General features: G+C 73.0%; 30 protein-coding genes, 1 tRNA gene and 1 riboswitch. Of the genes, 20 read left to right on the top strand and 11 right to left on the bottom strand.

Annotated features, from left to right (window positions below; genetic code table 11):
• Positions 1-30: 30 nt before the first annotated feature.
• The 8 genes from DEJ46_RS27995 to DEJ46_RS27960 all read left to right on the top strand — a co-directional run bounded on the left by DEJ46_RS27995 (position 31) and on the right by DEJ46_RS27960 (position 9,123).
• Positions 31-1,068 carry an MBL fold metallo-hydrolase gene (locus tag DEJ46_RS27995; RefSeq protein WP_150270721.1) on the top strand — a complete coding sequence of 346 codons (1,038 nt, stop codon included), beginning with the start codon at positions 31-33 and terminating at the stop codon, positions 1,066-1,068.
• A gap of 124 nt (positions 1,069-1,192) precedes the next feature.
• Positions 1,193-1,270, top strand: a riboswitch (cobalamin riboswitch).
• A gap of 95 nt (positions 1,271-1,365) precedes the next feature.
• Positions 1,366-2,619 carry a prenyltransferase/squalene oxidase repeat-containing protein gene (locus tag DEJ46_RS27990; protein WP_150270719.1) on the top strand — a complete coding sequence of 418 codons (1,254 nt, stop codon included), beginning with the start codon at positions 1,366-1,368 and terminating at the stop codon, positions 2,617-2,619.
• Positions 2,616-3,362 (top strand): SCO2322 family protein, encoded by a 747-nt coding sequence (locus tag DEJ46_RS27985; RefSeq protein WP_223835150.1) that lies wholly within the window; start codon positions 2,616-2,618, stop codon positions 3,360-3,362. The genes DEJ46_RS27990 and DEJ46_RS27985 overlap by 4 nt, the downstream gene beginning before the upstream one ends.
• Before the next feature lie 7 nt (positions 3,363-3,369).
• Complete coding sequence (locus DEJ46_RS27980; protein WP_150270717.1) at positions 3,370-4,482, top strand: energy-coupling factor transporter transmembrane component T; 1,113 nt, start codon at positions 3,370-3,372, stop codon at positions 4,480-4,482.
• Between the two features lie 6 nt (positions 4,483-4,488).
• Positions 4,489-6,216: an ABC transporter ATP-binding protein gene (locus tag DEJ46_RS27975; protein WP_150270715.1), complete on the top strand. Its 1,728-nt coding sequence runs from the start codon at positions 4,489-4,491 to the stop codon at positions 6,214-6,216.
• 98 nt (positions 6,217-6,314) lie between these two features.
• Positions 6,315-7,133 carry an ECF transporter S component gene (locus tag DEJ46_RS27970; RefSeq protein WP_150274835.1) on the top strand — a complete coding sequence of 273 codons (819 nt, stop codon included), beginning with the start codon at positions 6,315-6,317 and terminating at the stop codon, positions 7,131-7,133.
• 286 nt (positions 7,134-7,419) lie between these two features.
• Positions 7,420-7,821 carry a transglycosylase SLT domain-containing protein gene (locus tag DEJ46_RS27965; protein ID WP_150270713.1) on the top strand — a complete coding sequence of 134 codons (402 nt, stop codon included), beginning with the start codon at positions 7,420-7,422 and terminating at the stop codon, positions 7,819-7,821.
• A gap of 162 nt (positions 7,822-7,983) precedes the next feature.
• Positions 7,984-9,123 carry an NAD(P)H-dependent flavin oxidoreductase gene (locus DEJ46_RS27960; RefSeq protein ID WP_150270711.1) on the top strand — a complete coding sequence of 380 codons (1,140 nt, stop codon included), beginning with the start codon at positions 7,984-7,986 and terminating at the stop codon, positions 9,121-9,123.
• On the opposite strand, the gene DEJ46_RS27955 is transcribed toward DEJ46_RS27960, so the two are convergent.
• On the bottom strand, positions 9,107-10,276 hold the full coding sequence (locus tag DEJ46_RS27955; RefSeq protein WP_150270709.1) for a steroid 3-ketoacyl-CoA thiolase: 1,170 nt from the start codon (positions 10,274-10,276) through the stop codon (positions 9,107-9,109). The two genes, DEJ46_RS27960 and DEJ46_RS27955, sit on opposite strands and share 17 nt — an antisense overlap.
• A gap of 230 nt (positions 10,277-10,506) precedes the next feature.
• Between DEJ46_RS27955 and DEJ46_RS27950 the strand changes: the two genes are divergently transcribed.
• From DEJ46_RS27950 to DEJ46_RS27940, 3 genes are all read left to right on the top strand, one after another.
• Positions 10,507-11,754, top strand: a complete 1,248-nt coding sequence (locus DEJ46_RS27950; protein WP_150270706.1) for a cytochrome P450 — start codon at positions 10,507-10,509, stop codon at positions 11,752-11,754.
• A gap of 133 nt (positions 11,755-11,887) precedes the next feature.
• On the top strand, positions 11,888-13,006 hold the full coding sequence (locus tag DEJ46_RS27945; protein WP_150270704.1) for a DUF2330 domain-containing protein: 1,119 nt from the start codon (positions 11,888-11,890) through the stop codon (positions 13,004-13,006).
• The gene (locus DEJ46_RS27940; RefSeq protein WP_150270703.1) at positions 13,003-13,683 is read left to right on the top strand and encodes an O-methyltransferase; all 681 of its coding nucleotides are present in this window, start codon (positions 13,003-13,005) and stop codon (positions 13,681-13,683) included. The genes DEJ46_RS27945 and DEJ46_RS27940 overlap by 4 nt, the downstream gene beginning before the upstream one ends.
• Before the next feature lie 15 nt (positions 13,684-13,698).
• On the opposite strand, the gene DEJ46_RS27935 is transcribed toward DEJ46_RS27940, so the two are convergent.
• The gene (locus tag DEJ46_RS27935) at positions 13,699-14,892 is read right to left on the bottom strand and encodes a serpin family protein (protein WP_150270701.1); all 1,194 of its coding nucleotides are present in this window, start codon (positions 14,890-14,892) and stop codon (positions 13,699-13,701) included.
• A gap of 136 nt (positions 14,893-15,028) precedes the next feature.
• On the opposite strand from DEJ46_RS27935, the gene DEJ46_RS27930 reads away from it, so the two are divergent.
• Together DEJ46_RS27930 and DEJ46_RS27925 are read left to right on the top strand one after the other, a co-directional pair.
• A complete protein-coding gene (locus DEJ46_RS27930; RefSeq protein ID WP_174867422.1) occupies positions 15,029-15,370 on the top strand; it encodes an antibiotic biosynthesis monooxygenase family protein in 342 nt (113 codons plus the stop codon).
• A gap of 29 nt (positions 15,371-15,399) precedes the next feature.
• Positions 15,400-15,885, top strand: a complete 486-nt coding sequence (locus tag DEJ46_RS27925) for a GNAT family N-acetyltransferase (protein ID WP_150270699.1) — start codon at positions 15,400-15,402, stop codon at positions 15,883-15,885.
• Positions 15,886-15,924: 39 nt separating this feature from the next.
• Here DEJ46_RS27925 and DEJ46_RS27920 read toward each other — a convergent pair whose 3' ends face one another.
• A complete protein-coding gene (locus tag DEJ46_RS27920; protein ID WP_190622933.1) occupies positions 15,925-16,704 on the bottom strand; it encodes a hypothetical protein in 780 nt (259 codons plus the stop codon).
• Between the two features lie 278 nt (positions 16,705-16,982).
• Between DEJ46_RS27920 and DEJ46_RS27915 the strand changes: the two genes are divergently transcribed.
• Both DEJ46_RS27915 and DEJ46_RS27910 read left to right on the top strand, forming a co-directional pair.
• Entirely contained in the window at positions 16,983-18,152 is a 1,170-nt protein-coding gene (locus tag DEJ46_RS27915; protein ID WP_150270695.1) for a peptidoglycan-binding domain-containing protein, read from the top strand.
• 143 nt (positions 18,153-18,295) lie between these two features.
• Positions 18,296-18,964, top strand: coding sequence for an HAD-IA family hydrolase (locus tag DEJ46_RS27910; RefSeq protein WP_150270693.1), 669 nt, complete (start codon positions 18,296-18,298; stop codon positions 18,962-18,964).
• A gap of 25 nt (positions 18,965-18,989) precedes the next feature.
• Here DEJ46_RS27910 and DEJ46_RS27905 read toward each other — a convergent pair whose 3' ends face one another.
• Positions 18,990-19,766 carry an ABC transporter permease gene (locus DEJ46_RS27905; RefSeq protein ID WP_150270692.1) on the bottom strand — a complete coding sequence of 259 codons (777 nt, stop codon included), beginning with the start codon at positions 19,764-19,766 and terminating at the stop codon, positions 18,990-18,992.
• Between the two features lie 220 nt (positions 19,767-19,986).
• Here DEJ46_RS27905 and DEJ46_RS27900 point away from each other — a divergent pair, with 220 nt between their 5' ends.
• From DEJ46_RS27900 to DEJ46_RS27890, 3 genes are all read left to right on the top strand, one after another.
• Complete coding sequence (locus DEJ46_RS27900) at positions 19,987-20,637, top strand: HNH endonuclease family protein (RefSeq protein WP_150270690.1); 651 nt, start codon at positions 19,987-19,989, stop codon at positions 20,635-20,637.
• A 186-nt stretch (positions 20,638-20,823) separates the two neighbouring features.
• The gene (locus tag DEJ46_RS27895) at positions 20,824-21,336 is read left to right on the top strand and encodes a DoxX family protein (RefSeq protein WP_150270688.1); all 513 of its coding nucleotides are present in this window, start codon (positions 20,824-20,826) and stop codon (positions 21,334-21,336) included.
• Positions 21,337-21,489: 153 nt separating this feature from the next.
• Positions 21,490-22,119 (top strand): DedA family protein, encoded by a 630-nt coding sequence (locus tag DEJ46_RS27890; RefSeq protein ID WP_411757788.1) that lies wholly within the window; start codon positions 21,490-21,492, stop codon positions 22,117-22,119.
• Here the strand turns inward: DEJ46_RS27890 and DEJ46_RS27885 are convergent.
• On the bottom strand, positions 22,079-22,339 hold the full coding sequence (locus tag DEJ46_RS27885; protein WP_150270686.1) for a DUF2277 domain-containing protein: 261 nt from the start codon (positions 22,337-22,339) through the stop codon (positions 22,079-22,081). The genes DEJ46_RS27890 and DEJ46_RS27885 overlap by 41 nt on opposite strands.
• Positions 22,340-22,377: 38 nt before the next feature.
• Complete coding sequence (locus tag DEJ46_RS27880) at positions 22,378-22,602, bottom strand: hypothetical protein (RefSeq protein WP_150270684.1); 225 nt, start codon at positions 22,600-22,602, stop codon at positions 22,378-22,380.
• A gap of 186 nt (positions 22,603-22,788) precedes the next feature.
• Here DEJ46_RS27880 and DEJ46_RS27875 point away from each other — a divergent pair, with 186 nt between their 5' ends.
• Positions 22,789-23,547 (top strand): GntR family transcriptional regulator, encoded by a 759-nt coding sequence (locus tag DEJ46_RS27875; RefSeq protein WP_150270683.1) that lies wholly within the window; start codon positions 22,789-22,791, stop codon positions 23,545-23,547.
• Here DEJ46_RS27875 and DEJ46_RS27870 read toward each other — a convergent pair.
• A complete protein-coding gene (locus tag DEJ46_RS27870) occupies positions 23,489-24,298 on the bottom strand; it encodes an MBL fold metallo-hydrolase (protein WP_150270681.1) in 810 nt (269 codons plus the stop codon). The genes DEJ46_RS27875 and DEJ46_RS27870 overlap by 59 nt on opposite strands.
• A gap of 134 nt (positions 24,299-24,432) precedes the next feature.
• Between DEJ46_RS27870 and DEJ46_RS27865 the strand changes: the two genes are divergently transcribed.
• A complete protein-coding gene (locus tag DEJ46_RS27865) occupies positions 24,433-24,882 on the top strand; it encodes a lamin tail domain-containing protein (protein ID WP_150270679.1) in 450 nt (149 codons plus the stop codon).
• Between the two features lie 58 nt (positions 24,883-24,940).
• Here the strand turns inward: DEJ46_RS27865 and DEJ46_RS27860 are convergent, their stop codons facing one another.
• The 4 genes from DEJ46_RS27860 to DEJ46_RS27845 form a co-directional block, all read right to left on the bottom strand.
• Positions 24,941-25,474: a DUF4231 domain-containing protein gene (locus DEJ46_RS27860; RefSeq protein ID WP_223835148.1), complete on the bottom strand. Its 534-nt coding sequence runs from the start codon at positions 25,472-25,474 to the stop codon at positions 24,941-24,943.
• A 32-nt stretch (positions 25,475-25,506) separates the two neighbouring features.
• On the bottom strand, positions 25,507-25,686 hold the full coding sequence (locus DEJ46_RS27855; protein WP_150270677.1) for a hypothetical protein: 180 nt from the start codon (positions 25,684-25,686) through the stop codon (positions 25,507-25,509).
• Between the two features lie 107 nt (positions 25,687-25,793).
• Positions 25,794-26,348, bottom strand: coding sequence for a flavoprotein (locus DEJ46_RS27850; protein WP_150270675.1), 555 nt, complete (start codon positions 26,346-26,348; stop codon positions 25,794-25,796).
• A 100-nt stretch (positions 26,349-26,448) separates the two neighbouring features.
• Positions 26,449-26,523, bottom strand: a tRNA-Val gene (locus DEJ46_RS27845).
• Positions 26,524-26,670 lie beyond the last annotated feature (147 nt).

Here is a 26,670-nt window from a genome sequence, read left to right as displayed (position 1 = left end):
TCCGCGAGTTATTTGGAGAGATGAGGGCACATGACCCAGGTGACCGAGCACGGCGGAGGCGTCTGGTCCCTGCGGGTGCCCATCCCGGACAATCCGCTCGGCCACACCCTGGTCCACGTCCTCGACACCGACCGCGGCCCCGTCCTCGTCGACACCGGCTGGGACGACCCGGCCTCCTGGAGCGAACTCACCTCCGGACTCGGCGCCTTGGGGCTTTCGGTCCAGGAGATCCACGGGGTCGTCATCACCCACCACCACCCCGACCACCACGGCCTCTCCGGCCGCGTCCGCGAGGAGTCCGGGGCCTGGATCGCCATGCACGCCGCCGACACGGCCGTCGTCCGCCGCACCCGCGAGGCCGAGCCGGGCACCTGGCTCGACTACATGACACAGAAGCTGACCGCCGTCGGCGCCCCCGAGGAGCACGTCGCCCCGCTGCGGGCCGCCCGCGCCGCAGGCCGCATGCGGACCCTTCCGGGGCTGCGCTCCGCCGTACCCGACCGGGAGATCGTCCCCGGCGAGCTCCTCGACCTCGCCGGCCGGCGGCTGCGCGCGATCTGGACTCCCGGCCACACCCCCGGCCACGTCTGCCTCCACCTGGAGGAGCGGCACCCGGCCGGGCTGCCGGGTCACGGCCGGCTCTTCTCCGGCGACCACCTGCTGCCCGGGATCTCCCCGCACATCGGCCTGTACGAGAACCCGGGCGAGGCCCACGAGACCGACCCCCTCGGCGACTACCTCGACTCGCTCGAACGCATCGGCCGCCTCGGCGTCGCCGAGGTCCTCCCCGCCCACCAGTACGCCTTCGCCGATGCCGCCGGCCGGGTCGACGAGCTCCTCACCCACCACGAGGAACGGCTCACCGGGCTCCTCGCCCTGCTCGCCGCCCCGCTCACCCCCTGGCAGCTCGCCGAGCGGATGGAGTGGAACCGCCCCTGGGCCGAGATCCCCCACGGCTCCCGGAACATCGCCGTCAGCGAGGCCGAGGCCCACGTCCGCCGCCTGGTGAAGCTGGGCCGCGCGGAGGCCGTGACGGGAACGGCCCCGGTCACGTACGTCGCGGTGTGAGGAGCCGTACGGGGCGGGGGGCGTGAGGCGCCGTGCGAGGCGAGGTGTGAGGCGCCTCGCACCCCCCGGGCGGCGGGCATACGGGCCGGTAGAGTGAGCGGGTCGTCATCATGCCCGCGTATGGGGGGAAGCCGGTGCGAATCCGGCACTGACCCCGCAACCGTGAGCCACCCCTCCACAGGGGCGGCGAGTCGGACTGCCCCGTCCGGGACGTGACCGCCGGCACCGTCGAGGAATACGGAGCCGGAGCCTGGTGCCCCTGTGGCGTGCCGGTGCCCGGCCGCAGGAGAGGGCCCCATGAACACCGTCCGCCGCAGCGCAGCCGCGCTCGCAGCCGCCGCAGTCGTCTTCGGCACCGGAGCGGCCCTGGCCCTGCCGGCCGCCGCCGCTCCCTCGCCGTCCGCTTCCGCGTCCGGGTCCTCCAGTGGTCTGTACGGCACGAAGGACCCGACGTACGACGGTGTGTGGCGCCAGTCGTACGCCTTCCTCGCCCAGCGCGGCGCCGGCTTCCAGCCCGCCGACCAGGCCGTGGACTGGCTGCTCGGCCAGCAGTGCGCCGACGGCTCCTTCAGCGCCTACCGCGCGGACACGGCGAAGCCCTGCGACGCGAAGACCATGCGCGACACCAACGCCACCGCCCTCGCGGTCCAGGGGCTCGGCTCCGTCCGCCGCGAGTCCGCCGACCCGGAGAAGGTCGACAAGGCCGTCAAGGCCGGCGACGACTGGCTGCGGTCCGTGCAGAACAAGGACGGCGGCTGGGGCTACACCCCCGGCGGCCCCAGCGACGCCAACTCCACCTCGCTCGTCATCGGCGCCCTCGCCGCGACCGGCATCAAGCCCGGCTCCTACACCTCCGTCGAGGGCCGCACCCCCTACGACGCGCTCCTCACCTTCGCGCTGCCCTGCTCCGACAAGGACGGCGCCGGAGCCTTCGCGTACCAGCCCGACAAGACCGGCAAGCTCCTCGCCAACGCGGACGCCACCGCCGCGGCCACCCTCGCCGGTCTCGGCAAGAGCGTCGTCTCCACCAAGGCCTCCCCGGAGCAGTCCCCGACCTGCCAGGACCTGCCGAAGCCGACCGCCGAGCGGGCCGCGCTCAACGGCGCCTCCTACCTGGCCAAGGCCCTCGCGAAGACCGGCCACCTCACCGCCCCGCCGATGCCCGGCGCCACCGACACGACGGAGAAGCCGGACATCGGCAACACCGCCGACGCGGTCCTGGCGCTCGCCGCGTCCGGTGCGACGAAGGAGGCGCAGCCCGCGCTGGAGTGGCTGGAGAAGAACTCCGCCGCCTGGGCGAAGGAGAGCGGCCCCGCCGCGTACGCGCAGCTGATCCTGACCGCCCGCGCGACGGAGGCCGACCCGCGCGAGTTCGGCTCGGCCGACCTGGTCGAGCAGCTGAACGCCCTGGGCCCGGCCCCCAAGAGCCCGGACACCTCCGACGCGTCCACGAGCGACGACGAGCGCGGCTTCGACGTCTGGTGGATCATCGGCATCGGCATGGTCGTCGGCGTCGGCATCGGCTTCCTCGTGAGCGGCCGCAAGAAGTGACGAGAAGCAGGATCCGCGGCGCCGCCCCCCGGAGCGGTACCGCCCGGAGCGCCGCCACCCTGAGCGGTGCCGCCGTGGCCGGGGCGGTGCTCGCGCTCACCGCCGTCGCGGCGGCGCCGGCGCAGGCCGCGGGCTACCGCTACTGGTCGTTCTGGGAGAGCGACGGCGGGAAGACCTGGACCTACGCCACGCAGGGACCGGCCACCGCCCGGCCCGCCGACGGCGACGCGATCGGCTTCCGCTTCGCGCTCAGCCAGGGCACGAGCGACACCTCCCGCCCCTCCGCGGCCCCCGACTTCTCGGGGATCTGCGCGGGCGTGGAGAAGAAGGACGGCAGCAAGCGCATCGCGGTCGTCGTCGACTTCGGCGGCCCGGAGGACGCCCCGGCCGGCGAGCGGCCGCCGGCGAAGCCGGTCACGAGCGGCTGCGCGCAGGTCCGTGAGGACGCGACGGGCGCGGAGGCGCTGGCCGCGGTGGCGAAGCCGCTGCGGTACGACGGCGCGGCGATGCTGTGCGGGATCGCCGGGTATCCGGCGCGGGGCTGCGGCGAGCAGGTCGCGGAGGGCGAGGAACACCCCACCGCGCCGTCCGCTTCCCCTTCGGCTTCCGCTTCCGCCGCCCCCACCACTCCCGCCTCCGGCGAGGAGGACGGCGGCGGCCCGTCCCTCGGCGTGCTCGCCGGCGGCGCGGCCGTGCTCGCGCTCGGTGGCGCCGCGGTCTGGAAGGCCCGCCGCCGCGGATGAGCCCCGCATGAGCCCCGCCCGTAGCCGCCGGCCGTTCACGGCCCCCGTGGCGAACCGGTCGAACGCCCTCCACGCCGGAGCCTGGTGGGTGTGGGCACTCGGCCTGGCCGTCGCCGCCTCGCGCACCACCAACCCGCTGCTGCTCGGCCTGCTGGTCGGGGTCGCCGGTTATGTCGTGGCGGCCCGCCGTACGGACGCGCCGTGGGCGCGCTCGTACGGGGCGTTCGTGAAGCTCGGGCTGTTCGTCGTCTTCCTGCGGGTCGTCTTCTCGCTGCTGCTCGGCTCCCCGATCCCGGGGACGCACGTCCTGTTCACACTGCCCGAGGTGCCGCTGCCCGAGTGGGCACAAGGGGTACGGATCGGGGGACGGGTCACGGCCGAGCAGCTGGTCTTCGCGCTCTACGACGGGGCGAAGCTGGCGACCCTGCTGATCTGCGTGGGCGCGGCGAACGCGCTGGCCAACCCGGCGCGGCTGCTGAAGTCGCTGCCGGGGGCCCTGTACGAGGCCGGGGTCGCCGTCGTCGTGGCGATGACCTTCGCGCCGAACATGGTCGCCGACGTGGTCCGGCTGCGGACCGCCCGCCGGCTCCGTGGCCGCCCCACGGGCGGGGTCCGGGCGGTGCTCCAGATCGGCCTGCCGGTGCTCGAAGGGGCCCTGGAGCGGTCGATCGCGGTGGCGGCCTCGATGGACGCGCGGGGTTACGGCCGGACGGCGCAGGTCCCCGCGTCCGTACGCCGTACGACGAACGTGCTGACGCTGGGCGGGCTGCTCGGCGTCTGCGCCGGTTCGTACGGCCTGCTCGCGGCGGAGGGCGCCGGCTACGGGCTGCCGCTGCTGGGCGCCGGACTCCTCGCGGCGATGGCGGGGCTCCGGCTCGGCGGGCTGCGGACCGTCCGGACCCGGTACCGGCCCGACCACTGGGGCGTACGGGCCTGGCTGGTCGCGGGCTCCGGGGTGGCGGTCGCGGTCCTGATGATCTGGGCCAACGCCTACGCACCGGAGGCGCTGCACCCCGGGGTCGTCCCGCTGGAGGCGCCGGAGCTGCCGCTGTGGCCGGCCGTCTCGATCCTGGTGGGCCTGGTCCCGGCGTTCGTGGCCCCCGTACCGAAGGAGAACTGAGAACTCGTGATCCGCTTCGAGAACGTCTCGGTGAGGTACGAGGAGGACGCCGAGCCCACCTTGCGGGGCCTGGACCTCACCGTCCCCGAAGGGGAGCTCGTGCTGCTCGTCGGCCCGTCCGGCGTCGGCAAGTCGACCCTGCTCGGCGCGGTCTCCGGCCTCGTCCCGCACTTCACGGGCGGCACGCTGACCGGCCGGGTGACCGTCGACGGCCGGGACACCCGCACGCATCCGCCGCGCGAGCTGGCGGACGTGGTGGGGACGGTCGGGCAGGACCCGTCGGCGCACTTCGTCACGGACACGGTCGAGGACGAGCTCGCGTACGGAATGGAGTCCCTGGGCCTCGCGCCCGCCGTCATGCGGCGCCGTGTCGAGGAGACGCTCGACCTCCTGGGCCTCGCCGAACTCCGCGACCGCCCGATCGCCACGCTCTCCGGCGGCCAGCGGCAGCGCGTCGCGATCGGCTCGGTCCTGACCCCGCACCCCAGGGTCCTCGTCCTCGACGAGCCGACGTCCGCGCTGGACCCGTCGGCGGCGGAGGACGTCCTCGCGGTGCTCCAGCGCCTGGTCCACGACCTGGGCACGACGGTCCTGCTGGCCGAGCACCGCCTGGAGCGGGTCGTGCAGTACGCGGACCAGGTCGTCCTTCTGCCGGAGGGCGTGATGGGCGCGCCGGCGGACATCATGGCGGTGTCGCCCGTCCACCCGCCGGTGGTCGCACTCGGCCGCCTGGCGGGCTGGGACCCACTGCCCCTGACGGTGCGGGACGCGCGGCGGAGGTCGGGCGAGCTGAAGTCGAGGCTGGAGGGGCGGGACCCTGCGGGGCTTCTTCCGTACCCCGCCCCTGAAAATGCAGGCCCGCCGGCGTCTGAGGCGCGGGGGTCCGGGGGCGGAGCCCCCGGTTTCGGGAAGGGGCGGGGTGGGGGAATCCTCCCGTTCCTACGCCGCCGCACCCCCACCGCCCCGGCCACCCCCTCCCCCACCACCCCCCTCGTCCTCGCCGAAGGCCTCGGCGTCCGGCGCGGCCGCATCGAGGCCCTCCGCCGCATCGGCCTCCAGGTCGCCGCAGGCGAAACCATCGCGCTCATGGGGCGGAACGGCGCCGGCAAGTCCACCCTTCTCTCCACCCTCGTCGGCATGATCGCCCCCACCTCCGGCACCGTCCACGTCGCCGGCCGCACCCCCCACACCACCACCCCCCGCGAGCTGATCCGCCAGGTCGGACTCGTCCCGCAGGAGCCCAGGGACCTGCTGTACGCGGACACCGTCGCCGCCGAGTGCGCGGCGGCCGACGCGGACGCGGGCGCACGGCCCGGGACCTGCCGGGAGCTGGTCTCCGAGCTGCTGCCGGGGGTCGCGGACGACACGCACCCCCGTGACCTCTCCGAGGGGCAGCGGCTCGCGCTCGCGCTGGCCGTGGTCCTGACCGGCCGCCCGCCCCTCCTCCTGCTCGACGAGCCGACGCGCGGTCTGGACTACGCGGCCAAGGCCCGCCTCGTCACGCATCTGCGCGCGCTCGCGGCGGACGGTCACGCGATCGTGCTGGCCACGCACGACGTGGAGCTGGCGGCGGAGCTGGCGCACCGGGTGGTGATCATCGCGGACGGCGAGGTGGTCGCGGACGGCCCGACCGCCGAGGTCGTCGTCTCCTCCCCCGCCTTCTCCCCGCAGGTCGCCAAGATCCTCGCGCCGCAGCCCTGGCTCACGGTCGAGCAGGTGGAGGCAGCGCTGTGAAGCACCCTGCGAAGCACACGGGGAAGGGCACGGGGAAGCACCCTGCGAAGCACCCGAGCGGCCGCCCCGTCCGGCTCGGCCCGCGCTCCGTCACCGCGCTGGTCCTCGTCTCCCTCATCGGGGTCGCCGCCTTCACCTGGCCGCTCTTCGCGGACGCCGACTCGGCCGTCACCTCGCACGCCGGGGACGCGCCCTGGCTGTTCGCCGCCCTCCTCCCCCTCCTGGTCGCGGTCGTGATCGCGACGATCGCGGACTGCGGGATGGACGCGAAGGCGGTGGCGATGCTGGGGGTGCTCGCCGCCGTGGGGGCCGCGCTCCGCCCGCTCGGGGCGGGTACGGCGGGCCTGGAGCCGATGTTCTTCCTGATGGTGCTGAGCGGCCGGGTCCTCGGGCCGGGCTTCGGCTTCGTCCTCGGCTCGGTGACGATGTTCGCGTCGGCCCTGCTCACCGGCGGGGTGGGCCCCTGGATGCCGTTCCAGATGCTCTCGATGGGCTGGTTCACGATGGGCGCCGGGCTCCTGCCCGCCCCGCAGAGGCTCCGGGGCCGGGGTGAGCTGCTGATGCTCTCCGCGTACGGCTTCGTGGCGGCGTTCGCGTACGGAACGGTCATGAACCTCCAGGGCTGGGTCCTGCTCCAGGGCCTGAGCAGCGGGATCTCCTTCGATCCGGGCGCCCCGCTCCCCGAGAACCTCGTCCGTTTCCTGGCCTATGTCGTCGCCACCTCCCTCGGCTGGGACCTCGGCCGCGCCGCCCTGACCGTCGTCCTCACGCTCACCATCGGATCCACGCTTCTGAAGGCACTGCGCCGTGCCACTCGCCGGGCGAACTTCGAGGCCCAGGTCACATTCGAAGGCCCGAAAAGGGGCGCTCCGGGTGAGGCGGCCCACAGGACCTACGTCACGTACGAGCCGAAATAGTAGTCGGACGGACCCACCCAAACCGCCCTACATCGCGACATGACCTGCGGAAACATCCCACCCCCACCCCCAGGGGCCTTCCGCCCGGGTCCGAACCTTCCTCGTACAGGGGGTCGTTGCGTCGATGCCCGGGCCCTGGTTTTGTTGAGGACGTCGCCAGGCAGCCGGTGCTCACCACAGCGCCTCGGTCGGCCGGTTCCCCCCAGTTCCCGGGACTCCCGGGCTCTGGTTCCGGCTTGCCCGAATCGCCCGGCGCGGCCCTTGTTCCCGAAGTTAGGTAGAAACGTTGATCCGCTCGCTCACCACTCGTGTCGCCGCCCGCAAGAAGACCTTCGCCGCCACCGCAGCCGTGCTGCTGGGTGCGTCGGGTGCGGTGCTCGGCACGACGGGCTCGGTTTCGGCCGCCAGCCCGCAGGAGCTCGCTCGTGACATCGTCCCCGCCTCGCAGTACGCGGCCTTCAGCAAGATCGTCTCGCACGAGTCCGGCTGGAACCCCTCCGCCACCAACTCGTCCAGCGGCGCCTACGGCCTGGTCCAGGCCCTGCCGGCCTCGAAGATGTCCTCGGCCGGTGCCGACTGGAAGACCAACCCGGCCACGCAGATCAAGTGGGGCCTGAACTACATGAACGAGCGCTACGGCTCCCCGAACGCCGCCTGGGCGTTCTGGCAGGCCAACGGCTGGTACTAAGAGTCCCTGCCGCCGCACCGCGCACCCGCAAGGCCCCGCCCTCCGCTCGGAGGGGCGGGGCCTGCGGCGTTTTCCGCGATGGAAATTTAGTAGACCGGTCGTCTAGTGTCTTGCGATGTCGGCGGAACAAGGATCCCGCCGCGACGACGCCGGAGGCTGCCCATGTCCGCAGTACCCACCCCGCACCTGCCCCAGCACCTGCCCCAGCCCCCCGCCGAGCGGCGCGCACTCGCTCCCGGCCGCTTCGGCGAGCTCGTCGGCACCGCGCTCCCCGTCGTCCAGGGCCCCTTCGGCGGCGGCCTGTCCTCCGTCGCGCTCGCGGCCGCCGTGTCCGAGGGCGGTGGCCTCGGCTCGTACGGGGCACACATCCACACCCCTGAGGAGATCACCGCGCTCGTGGCCCGGCTCCGCGCCGCCACCGGCCGGCCGTTCGCCGTGAACCTCTGGGTCCCGCAGGAGGGCGAGGAGCTCCCCACCCCCGCGCTCGCCGAACACATCGAGCGCCTGCGGCCGTACTACGAGGAGCTGGGTGTACGACCGCCCAGCGCCGGGGACGTACGGGCGTGGCCGGACTTCGACGAGCAGCTCGACGCCCTGCTCGCGGCGGCCCCGCCGGTGATCAGCCTGGTCATGGGCCTGCCGCCGCGCCGGCTCGTCACCGAGGCCCGGCGGCGCGGGATCGTCGTGGTGGGCACGGCGACGACCGTCGACGAGGCCGTGGCCCTGGAGCGGGCCGGGGCGGACGCGGTCGTCGCCTCCGGCAGCGACGCGGGCGGCCACCGGGGTGCCTTCCTCCGGCCGGTAAGGGAGTCCCTGGTCGGCACCTTCTCCCTCGTCCCGCAGGTGGCGGACGCGGTGGCCGTCCCCGTCCTCGCGGCGGGCGGGATCGCCGACGGGCGCGGGATCGCCGCCGCCCTCGCCCTCGGCGCGGACGCCGTCCAGATCGGCACGGGCTTCCTCGCCGCCCGCGAGTCGGGGGCGAGCGAGGCCCACCGGCGGACCCTCGGCACCCCGGAAGCCCGGACGACCGTGCTGACCAGGCTCTTCTCCGGTCGCACGGCCCGGGGCATCCCGAACCGCTTCGTCCGGGACATGGCGGCCCACGAGGACCACGTGCCGCCGTACCCCGTGCAGAACGCCCTGATGCAGCCCATCCGCCGGGCCGCCGCCGCGCAGGACCGGCCCGAGTACGTGAACCTGTGGGCCGGGCAGGCGGCGGCCCTGGCCCAGGAGTCGCCTTCGGCCGCCGCGTACCTCGCGGATCTCGTCGGGGAGACGGAAGCGGTCAGAGCCGCTGGATGATGGTGCCGGTGGCCAGCGCGCCGCCGGCGCACATGGTGATGAGCGCGAACTCCTTGTCGGTGCGCTCCAGTTCGTGCAGGGCCGTGGCGATGAGCCGGGCGCCCGTGGCTCCGACCGGGTGACCGAGGGCGATGGCGCCGCCGTTGACGTTGACCTTCTCCAGATCCTGGTCGAAGACCTGTGCCCAGCTCAGCACCACCGACGCGAAGGCCTCGTTGATCTCGACCAGGTCGATGTCCTTGAGGGACATGCCGGCCTTGCCGAGAACGGCCCGCGTCGCGTCGACCGGTCCGTCGAGGTGGAAGTGCGGGTCGGCGCCGACGAGGGCCTGGGCGACGATGCGGGCGCGCGGGCGGAGTTTGAGGGCGCGGGCCATGCGCTTCGAGGCCCACATGATGGCGGAGGCTCCGTCGGAGATCTGGGAGGAGTTCCCGGCGGTGTGGACGGCGGTCGGCATGACGGGCTTGAGCCGGGCCAGGCCTTCCATGCTGGTGTCGCGCAGGCCCTCGTCGCGGTCGACGAGCCGCCACATGCCCTGTCCCGCGGCCTGTTCGGCCTCCGTGGTGGGGACCTGGACGGCGAAGGTCTCGCGCTTGTAGCGCTCCTCGGCCCAGGCGACCGCGGCCCGCTCCTGGGAGAGGAGGCCGAGGGAGTCGACGCGCTCGCGGGTGAGGCCGCGGCGGCGGGCGATGCGCTCGGCGGCCTCGAACTGGTTGGGCAGGTCGACGTTCCACTCGTCGGGGAACGGCTTGCCGGGGCCGTGCTTGGAACCGGAACCGAGCGGGACGCGGGACATGGCCTCGACGCCGCAGCTGATGCCGACGTCGATGACGCCGGCCGCGACCATGTTGGCGACCATGTGGCTGGCCTGCTGCGAGGAGCCGCACTGGCAGTCGACGGTGGTGGCGGCCGTCTCGTAGGGGAGGCCCATGGTGAGCCAGGCGGTGCGCGCCGGGTTCATGGACTGCTCGCCGGCGTGGGTGACCGTACCGCCGACGATCTGCTCGACGCAGTCGGCGTGGATGCCGGTGCGGCCGAGGAGTTCACGGTAGGTCTCGCCCAGGAGGTAGGCGGGATGGAGGTTGGCGAGCGCGCCTCCGCGCTTGCCGATGGGGGTGCGTACGGCTTCGACGATGACGGGTTCCGCGGCCATGAGCTCGTCCTCTCCTCGACCGGTCGGGGTGTCCCGGCACCTCGTCCGGTCGGCGTCCCGGGGGAACTAGTACGCGTTCTAGTTCTGAGTGCAGTCTTATGACTGCTACCCCGGGTACGCAAGGGTCCGGGACGCAACAGTTCTCGCCCCGCCTCTTGCTACTTGGCGAAGTCGTTACTAACTTTCCCGGCAGTTTCTGATGGGCCATCAGATAATGGAGCGTGTTGCCGATGCCCTGCCCCCATCTCCCCGAAGGGTTCGACGCCACCGACCCCGACCTGCTCCGTACACGCATACCCTTCCCGGAGTTCGCCCAGCTGCGGCAGACCGCACCCGTGTGGTGGTGCCCCCAGCCGGCCGGCATCACGGGCTTCGAGGACGAGGGGTACTGGGCGGTCACGCGTCACGCGGACGTCAAGTACGTCTCGACGCACCCCGAGCTCTTCTCCTCGAACGCGAACACCGCCGTGATCCGCTTCAACGAGCACATCACGCGGGAGCAGATCGAGGTCCAGAAGATGATCATGCTCAACATGGACCCGCCCGAGCACACCCGGGTCCGCCAGATCGTCCAGCGCGGCTTCACCCCCCGGGCGATCCGGAACCTGGAGACCGCCCTGCGCGACCGCGCCCGCGCCATCGCCGAGGAGGCGCGGCAGAGCACCGGCCCCGACGGCACCTTCGACTTCGTCACCCGGGTCGCCGTCGAACTGCCCCTCCAGGCCATCGCCGAGCTCATCGGCGTACCCCAGGAGGACCGCTCCCGGATCTTCGACTGGTCGAACAAGATGATCGCGTACGACGATCCCGAGTACGCCATCACCGAGGAGATCGGCGCCGAGGCCGCCATGGAACTCATCGGCTACTCGATGAACATGGCAGCCGCCCGCAAGGAGTGTCCGGCCGCCGACATCGTCAGCCAGCTCGTCGCCGCCGAAGGCCAGGGCAACCTCTCCTCCGACGAGTTCGGCTTCTTCGTGCTGCTGCTCGCCGTCGCCGGCAACGAGACCACGCGCAACGCCATCAGCCACGGCATGCACGCCTTCCTCACCCACCCCGACCAGTGGGAGCTCTTCAAGCGGGAGCGGCCCGCCACCACGGCCGAGGAGATCGTGCGCTGGGCGACCCCGGTGGTCTCCTTCCAGCGGACCGCGACCCAGGACACCGAGATCGGCGGACAGAAGATCCGCGCGGGCGACCGCGTCGGCCTCTTCTACTCCTCCGCCAACAACGACCCCGAGGTCTTCACCGACCCCGAGCGCTTCGACATCACCCGCGACCCCAACCCGCACCTGGGCTTCGGCGGCGGCGGACCACACTTCTGCCTCGGCAAGGCACTCGCGATCAAGGAGATCGACCTGATCTTCAACGCGGTCGCGGACGTCCTGCCCGACCTCACGCTCGCGGGCGAACCCCGCCGGCTGCGGGCGGCCTGGCTGAACGGGGTGAAGGAACTCAGGGTCCGCACGTCGGCCTGATCCTGGGCGGCGGGGAGCGCCCGGGGTCCCAGGAGCGGGGCCGGCCGGGGATCCCAGGGGCGGAGAGCGGCCGGGGATCCCCGGAGCGGCGAGCGGCCGGAACCGGAAGGGCACCGGCCGCGTCCGACCCCACATGCGGGGGACACACAGAAGCAATCCGGCCACCAGAATCCTGACCACGCTCGTCGCGCTGCTCGCGCTCCAGATCGGCTCGCTCGTCGCGCCGGCGTACGCCTGCGGCTGCGGCGCGATGATCCCGGACAGCTCCGAGCGCATCGGCGTCGACCGGGAGGAGTCGGCCGTCCGCTGGGACGGCCGCACCGAGACCGTCGTCATGCGCTTCAACGTGCACGGGAACGCCAGGCAGGCCGCCTGGATCATGCCGGTACCGAGCCGCGCCGAGGTCACCCTCGGCGACCCGGCCCTCTTCGACACGCTCGAATCGCTCACCGCGCCCGAGGAGCGCGACCGGTACTACTTCTGGCCGCGGGAGGGCGACTGGCCCTTCGACCGCTCGTACGGCGACGGGGCGGCCGCCGCACCGCCCGGCGCGGCCCCCGGCGTCGGCGTCGTCGGCCGCGAACGGCTCGGCCCCTTCGACGTGGCCCGGCTGACCGCCACCGACCCCGACGCGCTCGGCGACTGGCTGCACGCCAACGGCTTCGAGCTGCCCGAACGGCTCCCCGGCGCGCTCCGGCCGTACGTGGACCGGAAGTGGGAGTACGTCGCCGTCCGCCTCGCCCCGCGGGAGAAGGGCGCCTCCCTCCAGGGCGAGCTGTCCCCGCTGCGGATCGACTTCGCCTCCTCCGAGCTCGTCTACCCCATGCGGCTGTCCCGGCTCGCGCGGACACCGCAGACGCTCGGCCTGTACGTCCTCGCCGACCACCGGATGGAGCCCCGCTCCCCCATCGGCGGCGACCGACCCGAGGTGACCTTCGCGGGCCGGATCGACGGCGACGAGAGCGCCGCCCTCTCCCGGCTCACCGGCGGCGCCCCGGTCCATCTGACCGCCCTGGAACAGGAGTTCCCCCACCCGGACCGCATCGACGACGACCACCACCTCCGCACGGTCGCCGACACCCCGTACCGCGAGATCGACTACAACGACCGCCTGCTGACGATCGGCAACGTCCCGGTATGGCTGGTGACGGTCGGCGGCGGCGCACTGCTCGCGACGGCGGCGACGCTCCTCGCCGTACGGGCGTCGAGGCGCCGCTCCCACCCCGCCCCGGGTGTACGTTCCACCGTATGACGAATCATCAGGAAAGCCCTGGATGGGGCGATGTGGACCACTACATCACCGAGCTGCTCGTCCCGGCGGACGAGGCGCTGAACGACGCGCTCGCCGCGTCCACGGCGGCCGGCCTGCCCGAGATCGCGGTCGCCCCGAACCAGGGCAAGCTGCTGCACCTGCTCGCCGTGACACTGGGCGCCCGGAACATCCTGGAGATCGGCACCCTCGGCGGCTACAGCACGATCTGGCTGGCCCGCGCCCTGCCCGCCGACGGCCGGCTGATCACCCTGGAGTACGACCCCGCCCACGCGGAAGTCGCCCGCGCCAACATCGCCCGCGCCGGCCTCGACAAGGTCGTCGAGGTCCGCACGGGCGCGGCCCTGGACACCCTGCCGCGCCTGGAGGAGGAGGGCGCGGGCCCCTTCGACCTGGTCTTCGCGGACGCGGACAAGGTCAACAACCCGCGATACGTGGAATGGGCACTGAAGCTGTCCCGCCCGGGCACGCTGATCATCGTCGACAACGTGGTGCGCGGCGGGAAGGTCGCCACCGCGCACCCGGACGACCCGGCGATCACGGGCACCCGCGAGATGTTCGAACTCGTGGCCCGCGAACCGCGCCTGGACGCGACCGCGTTCCAGACGGTCGGCTCGAAGGGCCACGACGGCCTGCTGCTGGCCCGCGTGGTCGGCTAGGAGTCGTCCGGCGGATCAGGGCAGGGACAGGCCCTGGGCCTCCGGCCCCGCCGGCGCGCTCCGCCGCCACCCCACGAACAGCGGCACCTCCGCCGTCCCGTCGAGGACGACGACCCCGAAGGGGCGGTCGAAGGCGATCCGCTCGACCACCGTGGGGCGGGGCACGGCCGCGCTGCGGGTCATCGTCACCTGGGTGACGGCCGCCGCCTCGACGCCCTCCTCGGCGACCTCGACCACCGCCTCCTGCACGACCTTGTCGATGTACATGTCGGCGGCGGAGATCCCGGAGAAGTCGGCCTCGGGCCCCAGCGCGAGGCGGACGCCGAGGGCGTCGAGATGGCGGTGGGCGAAGGTCCTGGTCCGGAGCGTGAAGCGCGGCAGCGCGAGATCGGCCGAGTCGGCCACGAGCGGCACACGCTCACCGGCCCCGGCCCAGGCGGCGGGCAGCACCTCGCCGGGCCCGTCGCCCTCCGCCCCCAGCACGAACCGCACCCGGGCACTCCGGCTCCCGTCACCGTTCGCTGCGCACGGCAGCTCGACGACCACCACCTCGCCCACGCGCCACACCCACCCGGCGGGAATCCGCTGCCGCATGGTCGGTACGGGCCTGGTGCCGCCGTCCCCGTCGGTGAAGGGCTCGTCCCGGGTGAGGTGCCCGGGGAAGGCGGTCAGCCAGGAGGCCTTCAGGGCGAGGGCGTTGACCAGGACGAGGTCCTCGGACCCTTCGAGAGCGAGCGGCAGCCGCGGGATCCGCCCGCCGGTGGTGGCCCGGACCCACGCGTCGAGCTCCTCCTGCGCGTCGGGCAGCTCCCCGAAGGACATGTCGTCCGTCGCGCCGAAGACCCAGTCGGGCAGCGCGTGGTACGCCGCTCCCGGCAGCACCCCGAACCCCACGTCGGGCAGCCCCCGCTTGAAGGATTCGAGCACCGGCATCGTGCTCCACACCCCGGTCGCCACCGCGACCCCGCCCGTCCCGCCGAGCCGGCGCCCGGCCTCGGTCACGGCCCGGGCCGCGGCCTCCCCCTCGACTCCGAGCAGCCCCGCCAGTTCCTCCCCGGTCCGCCCCCGGGCCCCGGAGGCCACGGCCGCGAGAGCCGTCCACAGCCCGACGGGCGACACGGCGAAGTCCCCGTCCCCGAGCCGTGGCAGCCATCGCGCCGCCAGCTCCCGTACCGCGTCCGCACCGGCCACCGACTCGAACCCGGCCATGTCCCGCCCCCTGTTCGTGCGTCTCGCACGTGTCGTGTCGTCACCATCATGACCGCGCCCGGGACCGTCCTCACGCCGTCCCGACAGGTCGGTGTAGGAGACTGCAGACACCTACGTACGTCTTGAGAGGTGTCGAGTGCCCAGCGTGGTGAAGATCAACGTCCTGACCGTTCCGGCCGAGCAGCGCGAGGTCCTGGAGCAGCGCTTCGCCTCCCGCGCCGGGGCCGTGGAGGGCTCCGACGGCTTCGAGTGGTTCGAGCTGCTGCGCCCGCTGGAGGGCACCGACCAGTACCTCGTCTACACCCGCTGGCGCAGCGAGGAGGACTTCCAGAACTGGATGAACGGCTCGATGAAGGCCGCGCACGGGGGCGGCGGCAGCGGTGCCGGCGGCGAGGGCGGCGAGCGGCCGAAGCCGGCCGCCACCGGGTCCACCCTCTGGTCGTTCGAGGTCGTCCAGCAGGCGTCCCCGAAGAACTGAGCTGCGTCCCGGGTCGTGCGCGCCGCACAATGGCGCGCATGACCTGGAACTTCTCCCCCGAGCCCGTCGACACCCCGGACGCCGCCGCCCTGCGCCGCGACTACTACGACGACGTCGCCAGCCGGTACTGGAAGCGGCCCGCGACCGTCGCGGAGATCGACGAGGGCCTCACGAACGACGGGGTCGAGCTGCTCACCCCGCCGACCGGGCAGTTCCTCGTCGCGCGGTACGAGGGCAAGGCGGCCGGCTGCGGCGGGGTCCTGGTGCTCGACGGCGAACGCGCCGAGCTGACCCGGGTCTTCCTGCGCCACGCCTTCCGCGGCCTGGGCGGGGCCGGGGCCCTGCTCGGCGAGCTGGAGGACGCGGCGCGCGGCCTCGGCGCCCGCCGGATGGTCCTCAACACCCGCCTGGACCTGGTCGAGGCTCGCGCCCTGTACACACGGCACGGGTACGTCGAGATCCCGGCGTACTGCTCGGGCCCGTACATGGACGTCTGGTACGGCAAGGAGCTCTGAACCCCGGCCTCCCGGACCGAGGGCTCTTCGAGCGGCGGTTCAGCGGCTCCAGACGACGACGTCGAAGATGCCGGTCGTGTCGGAGGCCAGCCCGCTCAGTTCCTTGACGGTGAGCCGGGCGAGCCGCCCGTCGTTCGTGCTCACGCAGAGGGCCAGGCCCGTCTTCAGGTTCACCTCCGTCGAGGTGCCCAGGGTGTCGACGACACCGGCGCAGTCCGCGTACGCGGGCACCTTCGACGCGTCCTTCCACACCAGCGACTTGACCCCGTTCCCGAGCTGCATCCTCGGGGACGTGCCGAACGTGTAGATGGAGACGTCGTTCTCCACGTTGATCCCGGAGTGGACGGGGGGCGTGGAGTCCAGGTCCTTGTTCTCCGCGTACGTGAGTGCCAGGGCGCCCTGCCACTCGACGGTGCCGGCCGGCTTCCCGGAGGGGGTCACGGGAGCCGGGGGCTCCGAGGACTCCGCGGCCTCCGAGGACTGGGTGGCCTCCGGGCTCTCCGACGAGTCCGAGGGAGCCTTGTCACCACCCTGGACCCCTTCCCCGGGGCTGGTGGTCCCGGTCGCCGGACCCTGCGCGGCGGGCGGAGCGGGGTTCGCGTTGCCGTTGTTGTTGCTGCTCACCAGGTACGCGCCGACGACGCCGATGACCGCCGCCACCAGCGTGGCCGCCGCACCGATCCAGGCCCCTCGGTTCGCGGTCGCGCGAGCCGGAGCGGGCGGTATCTGCGTACCGTACGCGCCGTTCGCCACATATCCGCCGTGTCCGCCCTGTCCGCCGTACGGGTTGTTCGCGTGACGTGGATCCTCGGTGTTCATCCTGCCCATCCCCCTGTGATGCGATCTTGGAGGGGACAGCCTACTGAGAGCCCCTGAGCAACCGTCATAGAGGGTTTGCGGCCGTCGAGTCGGGACTCACGCCCGATGATTGCGGGGCGGTTCGGGCGGGCACGGGCGCCCCTCCTGCGGCTCCCGGACGACACCTCCACCCCGATCCGAATGTCCCGATATGGCCCGCCGGAAGGTGACGCCGTTCACTCATCGAACAGGGGCGGGCTGCATAATCGCTCGCAGTTGTCTCGGGGAGGGGACCCATCATGATCGGACACACCTGTCCTGAATGCGGTGCACAAAGACCTGGCTGCGCCTGCACCCAGGCGCAGATAGCAGCGGCCGAGGACTTCGACCCGCTCCGGATCAGGCCGTACGTGACCCTGGACACGACGGAGCCCGAGGGGAACGCGGCGACCGGGGGGCCTGCGGGCGCCTCGGGACCCGCGAGCGCCTCGGGGCACTACGCGCCGGAGGATCCGCCGACGACCCAACTGACGGCGATCCGCCCGGACGGCCCGACGCCCCCGTACCCGGCCGCCCAGCCCGACCCGTACGCCGCCGACCCGTACGGCGACACCCGCTCCGTCCCGTACACCGACTCGCACCACGGCCCGTACGGTGACCCGCACGCCCCGGCGGAACTCGACACCGACCTCCACGCGGGTCCGGGAGACGGCGACCCCTCCGAGACGATGCCCCTGCTGCTGCACGGCATCGGCCGCATCGACCGCGCCGCCGGCCCGGCCGACGATCGCGCGCAGGCGCGCGGGCGCAGGCGCGGCATGGTCGTCGCGGCGGTGACCGCGGTCGCCGTCGTCGGCACCGCCGCCCTCGCCGCGGCCGTCCTCGGCGGTGGGGACGAGAGCGACGACCGGGCGACCGGCCTGGAGATCACCACCAGCGCTTCCCTGAACGTCGCCGTGTCGGAGGCCCCGTCCCCCTCCGCCTCCTCCGAGACCCCGGAGCCGAGCTCGTCGTCCCCGTCCGTACGCCCGACGGCCACGTCCGCCTCCCCGTCCGCCGCTTCCACCCCCTCCGCCTCCCGGACCGCCCCGCCCACCGGCGCCACGACCGGCGCGGCGGCCCCTCCGGCCGCCACCACCACGGCCGCCCCCACGACCGCGGCGCCGACGACCGCACCGGCGACGGCCGCACCGCCCACCACACAGGCACCCGAGGAGCCGGCCCAGCCGGAGGAGACCGAGGAGTCCGTGGCGACGCTGAGCTACGGCTCCAGCGGCCCCGAGGTGGAGGAGCTCCAGCAGCGCCTGACGCTCGCGGGGGCCTATCACGGCCCCATCGACGGGGAGTACGGACAGGGAGTCTGGCGCGCGGTGAAGAGCTACCAGTCCTGGATGTTCATCGAGGAGGACCCGAAGGGCGTGTACGGCCCCGCCACGCGCGAGGCGCTGGAGCGGAGCACCTGGCTCTGACGGGACGGGCGGCGCTGCGGGCGGGACCGGCTGGCCAAGACGGCCTCCGGTTTTGTATCGTAGAAAAACAAAGTGGCCCCGCCCGTACTCCCTGACCGGCGGGCGGGACCGCTTCGTTCTCCGCACCCCTCCCTGGAGACCCGATGGCCGCCACCACCCCGGCACAGCTCACCGCCCGCGCCCTCCTCCTCGACATGGACGGCACCCTCGTCAACTCGGACGCCGTCGTCGAGCGCTGCTGGCGCCGCTGGGCCGAGCGGCAGGACCTCGACGCGGACGCCGTCCTCAAGGTGGTCCACGGCCGCCAGGGGTACGCGACGATGGCCGTCCTGCTCCCGGACCGCCCGATGGCGGAGAACCACGCCGACAACCGGGTGATGCTCGCCGAGGAGACCGCCGACCTCGACGGCGTCGTGCCCGTCCCCGGCGCCCCCGCCTTCATGGCCGCGATCGCCGCGCTGCCCTTCGCCCTGGTGACCTCGGCCGACGAGGCCCTCGCCCAGGCGCGGATGGGTGCGGCCGGCCTGTCGATGCCCGCGACCCGGGTCACCGCGGAGTCCGTCGGCGCGAGCAAGCCGGACCCGGAGGGCTTCCTCAAGGGTGCGGCGGAGCTGGGGTTCGCCCCGGCGGACTGCGTCGTCTTCGAGGACTCCGAGGCCGGCATCCAGGCCGGCCGCGCGGCCGGCATGCGGATCGTGGGCGTCGGCCCGCGCGCGGCGGCCTTCGCCCCCGACATCCACGTCGAGGACCTCACCCGTCTGCGGGTCGAGGCGGCACCGGACGGCACGATCACCCTCACCGCCCCGGCGTAGGTTCCCCCTCCCCCGCCAGGCACGATCACCCCGACCGCCCCGGCACAGATTCCCCCTCCCTCGCCTCCCGGGTGATCCGGCCGCGCGCGACCAGCTCCAGGGTGGTCGCGGCGGCCACCGCCTGCACCGCGAGCAGCGCGATGAGCACGAAGAGCTGGACGGCGCCCGCGTGCAGCGGTGACGCGCCGCCGAGCAGCATGCCCACGAAGGCCCCCGGCAGCGTGACGAGACCCACCGTGCGCGTCTGGTCCATGCCGGGGAGCAGTGCGTCCGCCGCCGCCTTCCGCGCCACTTCGAGCCGCGCCTCGCGCGCGACGAGCCCGATCGCCAGGCCCGCCTCCACCTCGCCCCGCCGCGTCTCCAGCTCGTCGAGCGCGCGCCGCCCCGCGAGGACGGTGGCCGTGAGCGCGCCACCGACGAGGATGCCGGTCACGGGCACGAGGGCGATCCCCTTCACCGGTACGAGTCCGGTGACGACGAGCGCGAGGACCACCGGCGCGACGGCGGCCGCGATCGGCACGCCCGCCCACCACCAGCCGCGGCCCGGCGCGGGCACGACCCGCCGCCCCGCCGTCCGTACCGCCACCGCGTACATCAGGAGCAGGAAGCAGAGCAGCGGCGGTACGGAGCGGACGACCCACCCGATGACGAGCGAGACGGCGACCAGCTGGACGGCGGCGCGCGCCCCGGCGAACAGGGTGTCGCGGGCCCGGCCGAGGTGCGCGAGGGCGACGACACTTGCGGCGAAGGCGAGCAGGACGGCGAGTACCGCCCCAAAGGTGACGTTCACGTCCAGAAGCACACCGTCACAGTAGAGCCCTGCCGCAACGCGGCGGCACCAGGCGGAATCTGTTGCTCCATCAAGCCCGCCACACCCCTTGATGTGACGTGCCCATGTCGCCACCCTGTTACCTGGCGCACCCCGCAAGGAAACCTCGCGCCGCCACGATGACCGGGCCAGCGCCCGGCACCCCCACAGGGGACGGCACCAGCCACAGTCCCCCCATCTCAAGGGAGTTCACATGCCCGTCGGCATGATCTACGCGCGTCGACTCGCTGTACTGGCCACCACCGCCGCCCTCACCGTCACCGGCCTCCTCGCCACGGCACCGGCCGCCCAGGCCGCCATGCCGACCCCCGTGAGCGCGGCCACCGCCCGTACCTACCTGGCCGCGCTCACGGTCAAGGCGGAAGGTTCCTCCACCGGCTACAGCAGGGATCTCTTCCCGCACTGGATCACCCAGTCCGGGGCGTGCAACACCCGCGAGACCGTCCTCAAGCGCGACGGCGTGAACGTCGTCACCGACTCCAGCTGCGCCTCCGTCAGCGGCAGCTGGTACTCCGAGTACGACGGCGCCACCTGGACCGTCGCCTCCGACCTCGACATCGACCATGTCGTCGCCCTGTCCGAGGCCTGGCGCTCGGGCGCGAACGCCTGGACCACTTCGCAGCGCCAGGCCTTCGCGAACGACCTGACCCGGCCCCAGCTCATAGCCGTGACCGACAACGTCAACCAGGCCAAGGGCGACCTGGACCCGGCGGAGTGGCTGCCCTCCCGCACGTCCTACCGCTGTACGTACGCCCGGGCCTGGGTGCACGTGAAGCACCACTGGAACCTCAGCGTCGACTCCGCCGAGAAGAGCGCCCTGCAGTCCGTCCTCAACGGCTGCTGACCACTCACCTCCTGAACCACCGTCACCACGGCGGCCCCGGGGAGTGAGCCTCGCCACACACTCCCCGGTGGCTGAATGTTGAACTTGCAAGTACTGGTGAGGGGTGCCTAACCTTGCGGCCTCGTCGGTTTCCGTCCCCCCACCCCGTCCTCCCCACGGACAGGGCCAGGCCGAAGGGTCACCCCCATGAACGACAGCGCGAACAACAACAGGTCGAACGACCACGGCTCGACCGGCCTCACAGGCCGCCTGAACCATGCCCAGCCCTACGCGCTCGGCCTCTTCCGGATCGTGGTCGGCCTGCTCTTCGCCTGCCACGGCGCCGCCTCGCTCTTCGGCGTCCTCGGCGGCGCGATGGGCGGCGGCACCATCCCGGCCGGGACCTGGCCGGGCTGGTACGCGGCCGTGATCCAGCTCGTCTGCGGCGTCCTGGTCCTGGCGGGCCTCGGCACCCGGAGCGCCGCGTTCCTCGCTTCGGGCTCGATGGCGTACGCGTACTTCAAGGTCCACCAGCCGGAGGCCCTCTTCCCGCTCCAGAACGGCGGCGAGACCGCGGCCCTGTTCTGCTGGTCCCTCGCCCTGCTCGTCTTCACCGGCCCGGGCGCCCTGGCCCTGGACGGCCTCTTCGGCGCCCGCGGCGGCGCGGGGGCGAAGACCGGCCAGGAGCACGAGAAGCGGGGCGCGCCGATCGCGGCCTGAGCCCCGTACCGAAGGAAAGGGCCGGAAACCGGAGGACGGTTTCCGGCCTTTCCCGTACGGAACACGGGCCGCGCGCGAACACCCACCGCTCCCGGCACCCGCCCCGGCACCCGCCCGGCAGGACCTCCCCCACCCCCGCGTAGGCTCTGGCCCGTGAATCTGCTCGACAGCCTCGGCTCGCTGCGGTCGCTGACCGCCGGCCCGTGGATCTACCCGGTGGTGGCGGCGTCGATCCTGCTCGACGTCTTCCTGCCCGTGCTGCCGAGCGGCTTCCTGGTGATCACCGCCGCCACGGCCGCGGCGACGGCCACCGCGGCCTCCCCCGACGTGCCCTCGGTCCTCCCGCTGCTCCTCTGCGCGGCCTCCGCCTCGGTGCTCGGCGACTTCCTGGCGTACCGCCTGGCCCGCCGGGGCGGCGCCAGGCTGGACCGGGCGATCGCCCGCTCGCGGCGCCTCTCCCTGGCGCAGGAACGTCTCGGCACCGCGCTGGCCCGGGGCGGCGGGCTGCTCGTCGTCCTCGCGCGCTTCGCCCCGGCGGGCCGCTCCGTGGTCTCCCTGGGCGCGGGCGCGGCCAAGCGGAGGATCAAGGACTTCCTGCCGTGGTCGGCGCTCGCGGGCGTGACCTGGGCCTCCTACAGCGTGGGCCTCGGCTGGCTGGGCGGGCAGTGGCTGGGCGCGACCTGGTTCAGCGCGGGGGTGTCGACCCTCGCGCTCTTCCTGGCGGGCGGCCTCGCCGCGTACCTCATACGGCGTCCGGCTGCGGCTCCCGCGCCGGTCTCGTGACGGCGGGGTGCGCCCCGCGCACCTCCAGACCGGCGAGAAGCCTCGCGGTCGCGTCCGTGATCTCGTCCACGGCGCGGTCGAAGACCTCGCGGTTGTGGGCGGCGGGCGCGCGGAAGCCGGAGACCTTGCGGACGTACTGCAGGGCGGCGGCGCGGAAGTCCTCCTCCGTCGCCTCCTCGGGCAGCGCGGGCGGTCGGAGCGTCTTGATGCTGCGGCACATGCCTCCAGTGTGGCGCGCCCCACTGACAACCGCCGCGATCACGCCCCGAGCCCACGCCGACTACGCGCGTTGATCTCGGCGGCACGGGCCCGGAGCTCGCGCAGGGGCGTGGCGAGCTGTACGTCGGCGGGCTCGGCGTCCCACTCGGCGCCACCGTGGACGGCCCGGATCCGCAAGCGTCCCGAAGTGCTCTCCACATAGAAACCGACCCGCCCGGTGGCGGTGTCACGGACGAGGTCACCGACCTCCGGCAGTGGCTGCACGCATCCCCTCCGTCCCGAATCCTGAAGCTGGGGACCACCAGAGAAGCGGGGCCGCCCCGCCCTGTCAACGTATCTCTAGAGATGTCCCCCGTTGGATGGATCGACCCGGCGGGACGGCGCACACGTGTGCACCCCGGCCCGGGGGTGCGCCTAGGGTGTCCCGCAGATGAAGGGAGTGGTCCACCCGTGACTGACCAGGACAGTGCTCGTCGGCCCAAGTACCAGCGCATCGCCGACGAGTTGAGAAGCGCGATCCAGTCAGGCGCCTTCGCGCCGGGCGACCGGCTCCCCGGCGAGAACGACCTCATGTCGACCTACGAGGTGGCCCGGATGACGGCGCGCCAGGCCCTCTCCGTCCTGCGCAACGAAGGCCTCGCCGAGGCCCGCAAGGGCGCCGGGGTCTTCGTCCGGGTCTTCCGCCCGCTGCGCCGCCGGGGCATTCCGCGCCTCGCCGGCGACCGCTGGGGCAGCGGCCGCTCGGTCTGGTCGGCGGACGTGGAGGACCGGGACCTGGTCGTGGACCAGATCGAGGTGGCGGAGGCGGCGGCAGGGGCCAGGATCGCCGGGGCGCTGAACCTCGCGCCGGGCGCGCCCGTCTGCGTCCGCAGCCGTCGCTTCGTCCTGGACGCCAAGCCGGTGCTGCTCTCGGTCTCGTACCTCTCCGCGGAGCTGGTGCGCGGGACGCCGATCACGGAGCAGGACACGGGTCCGGGCGGCACCTACGCCCGGCTGACGGAGCTGGGGCACCGGCCGGTGCGCTTCCGCGAGGAGATCCGCTGCCGGATGCCGACGGCGGACGAGTCGGACCGGCTCGCCCTGGAGTTCGGCACTCCGGTGGTCCTGATCGGGCGGACGGCGTTCACGGGGCCCGGGGTGGCCGTGGAGCTCAACGAGATGACGCTGGACTCGTCGTCGTACGTCCTGGAGTACGACTTCGACGCGTGACCTCGAACCGCGCGCCGGGGTCGGCATGGGCGACGTGGCCGGGGAACTCGGCGGCGGCGAGCGCGACGGCCTCGTCGGGCCCGACCCCGGACCCCACATGGGTCACGACGAGCCGCCCGACACCGGCGGCGGCAGCACTCCGCCCGGCCTGCGCCGCGGAATGGTGCCCGGGCACCTCCCCGTCCGCCTCGCAGACGAACAGATCACAGCCCCGCGCGAGTTCGACGAGGGAGGGACAGGGCTCGCAGTCCCCGGAGTAGACGAACGAGCGCCCGTCCTCGCTCTCGACGCGCAGGGCGAAGGCGTCCGGGCCGGCGTGCTCGACGGCACGCGACCGGAGGGTGAGCCCGCCGACGGTGGCGACGTGCCCGTCGTACAGCTCCTCGACGGCGAAGGCCTTCTCGACGGGGCTGCGTTCGGGCCCGTTCGTCAGGAACCCGGCGAGCCGGTCGGCGATGCCGGCGGGCCCGAAGAGGGGCACGGGCACGGACACGTCGAGTCCGGCGTACAGCAGCGCGTAGCAGGCGGTCAGCAAGTCGGCGCTGTGGTCGGCGTGGAGGTGCGAGATCCAGACAGCGTCGATGTCGCCGAGCGCGACGTACCGCTGGAGTTCGGCGAGGGTGCCGGTCCCGGCGTCCACCCAGACGCGGACGCCGCCGCCCTCGACGAGATGCCCGGAGCAGGGGTTTCCCGGCCGGGGAAACGGAGTGGCGGACCCGAGAACGACGACCCGGAACACATCAGAACCCATGCCTCCACCCTAGGGGTCCGACCCCCACTCCCCCGCCCTGGCCGAACATGTGCGGAAGGAGTGAAGGAGGTGCGTATTCTGTGTGCTCGCCGGGCCCCATCGGCGGGCGCCCGGCAGAAAACTGAGGGACATTCATGCTTCGTGCACGCACGCTCGCGGCTGTGACCGCGGCCGCCGCTTCCGGCGTTCTGCTGCTGCCTTCGCCGGCCCAGGCCGCCGGCTCGGTTCACCTGTACAAGATCTACTACGACAGCCCGGGCTCGGACCGCGGGGCGAACTCGAGCCTCAACGCCGAGTACGTGCAGATACGCAACACGACCGGCGCCGCGGTGAACCTGCGGGGCTGGACGGTGCGGGACGCCGCCAACCACAAGTACACCTTCGGTTCGTTCACCCTCGGCAAGGGCAAGATCGTGACGGTCCGCACGGGCCGCGGCACGAACACGTCCACGAACGTCTACCAGAACCGTGGCTGGTACGTCTGGAACAACGACAAGGACACGGCGACGCTGCGCAAGCCGAACGGCACGTGGGTCGACAGCTGCTCGTACAACTCGACGCGGGTCGACTACAAGTGGTGCTGACCCCGCACCGCACCTGAACGAACCGAGGGCCCCGGCGATCCCGGGGCCTTCGGCCGCCTCAGGGACTCTCCGACTCCTGCCGGGCGGCCGGTACGCCGTGCTGCTGCACATCGGCGTTGACCTGCCCGCCGAGCGTCATCACGTTCAGGGTCGCGGAGTTCTCGCCGGCGATGGCCCTCTCGACCCGGGCGACGAGCGCGGAGAAGGCCTCGCGCTTCGCCAGTCCGTGGTACGGCCCCACCTTGGTCTCGAAGTAGACCCGCTCGTGCCCGAGAAGCTGCTCGGTCGACCGGTAGTTCTTCCACTGCTCCCGGTACCGGTACACGCTCTCCAGCGACACGGCGGCGACGACCACGACGCTCAGCACCGTGGCCGTGACCCGCGCGAACGCCAGGTCCACGTTCACGAACACCGGCACGAGCGCCCCGCCGACGACGGACACGGTCCGCATCCGCAGATGCATCGCCTTCATCCGGGTCGCCTTGACGTCGTACCACTCCTGGTACTGCGCGAGCCTGGTCTCGATGTACCGCTGCGGCGTCATCTCGCCGCCCTGCACCACGGATTCGGGCGCGTCCCCCACGTCAGCCATGCCCGGAGTACACCGGCCCGATCAGGCTCACGTCAACTTCGCACCTCGGCGAGGCTGTTCACCAGGTCCACAAGGAACGACACCCCGAAAACGGCAGCCAGCACGACCCCGATCACGCCGACCGAGACGATCAGCCCGATCACCATCAAGACCCGCGTACGCCGCACAGCCGCCGTATAGCCGCTGTCGTCGTCCCAGTCCGCCCCGCTCACAGCCCCACCTCCACGGCCACGGTACGTCCGGGCCCGACGACACACGAAAGCCCCCTCCGACTTCGTGCGGAAAGGGGGGCGACTTCGTCATGTCCGAAGGTCCGAGGTCAGACGCGCACTCCCAGATGACCCACCGCGTCCAGAGCCACCCGCCACGGGTACGCCGCCCGGTCGCCCTGGCCCGGCTGGCCCGGCTGGTTCGGGGCGAGGCCGCCCTCGCCGTGGAGCACCGTCACCCCGGCACCGCGAAGGGTCTCGATCGACCGGTCGAACTGCGGATGCCGGACGTAGGCCGCGTTCACGCACGGCACCGCCACGGTCGGGATGCCCTTGCCGATGCCTTCCGCGGCCACGCCGACGACGAACGTGGCCGTGAGCCCCAAGGCCCAAGCGTTCACGGTGTTGAAGGTGGCCGGCGCCACGAGGATCGCGTCCGCCGGCGGCCACGGATCGGGCTGCCCGGGCAGCCCGTACTCCCAGCGGACCGGATTCCCGGTGAGCACGGCAAGACCGTCGAGGGACTCGGCCAGCCATCGGGCAGCCGTCGGGCTGAGACCGAGGCAGACGTCCCAGCCATCGGCCTGCGCGTCCTCGATGACGCGGGCGACGTCGAAGAGGGGCGGGGCCGCCGAGGCGAACAGATACAGGGTCCGAGTGCTCATGGTCTCCGACCCTACGCAACCGCCATGGATGTACTGCCCCGTCGCCGTCAGGCGCACATGTCAAAGGCCCCCAGCCATGATCGGCTGGGGGCCTTTTCCCTGGTGGGCGCGGACGGTTTCGAACCGCCGACATCTGCTTTGTAAGAGCAGCGCTCTACCCCTGAGCTACGCACCCGTGGAAGAGACAACAGCGTACATGGCCGATGGGTGGGGGCCGAATCCGAAGTGTTCGGTGGGGGGGTAGCCCCACCCCGGGGACGGTGGGTCGCCGGATCGTGACGGGGGGTGGGGGGCTCGTACCGTCGACGGACCGACGTTTTCT

The sequence above is a fragment of the Streptomyces venezuelae genome, assembly GCF_008642375.1.
Taxonomy (GTDB): Bacteria; Actinomycetota; Actinomycetes; order Streptomycetales; family Streptomycetaceae; genus Streptomyces; species Streptomyces venezuelae_G.
This window is presented reverse-complemented; position numbering and strand designations above follow the sequence as displayed.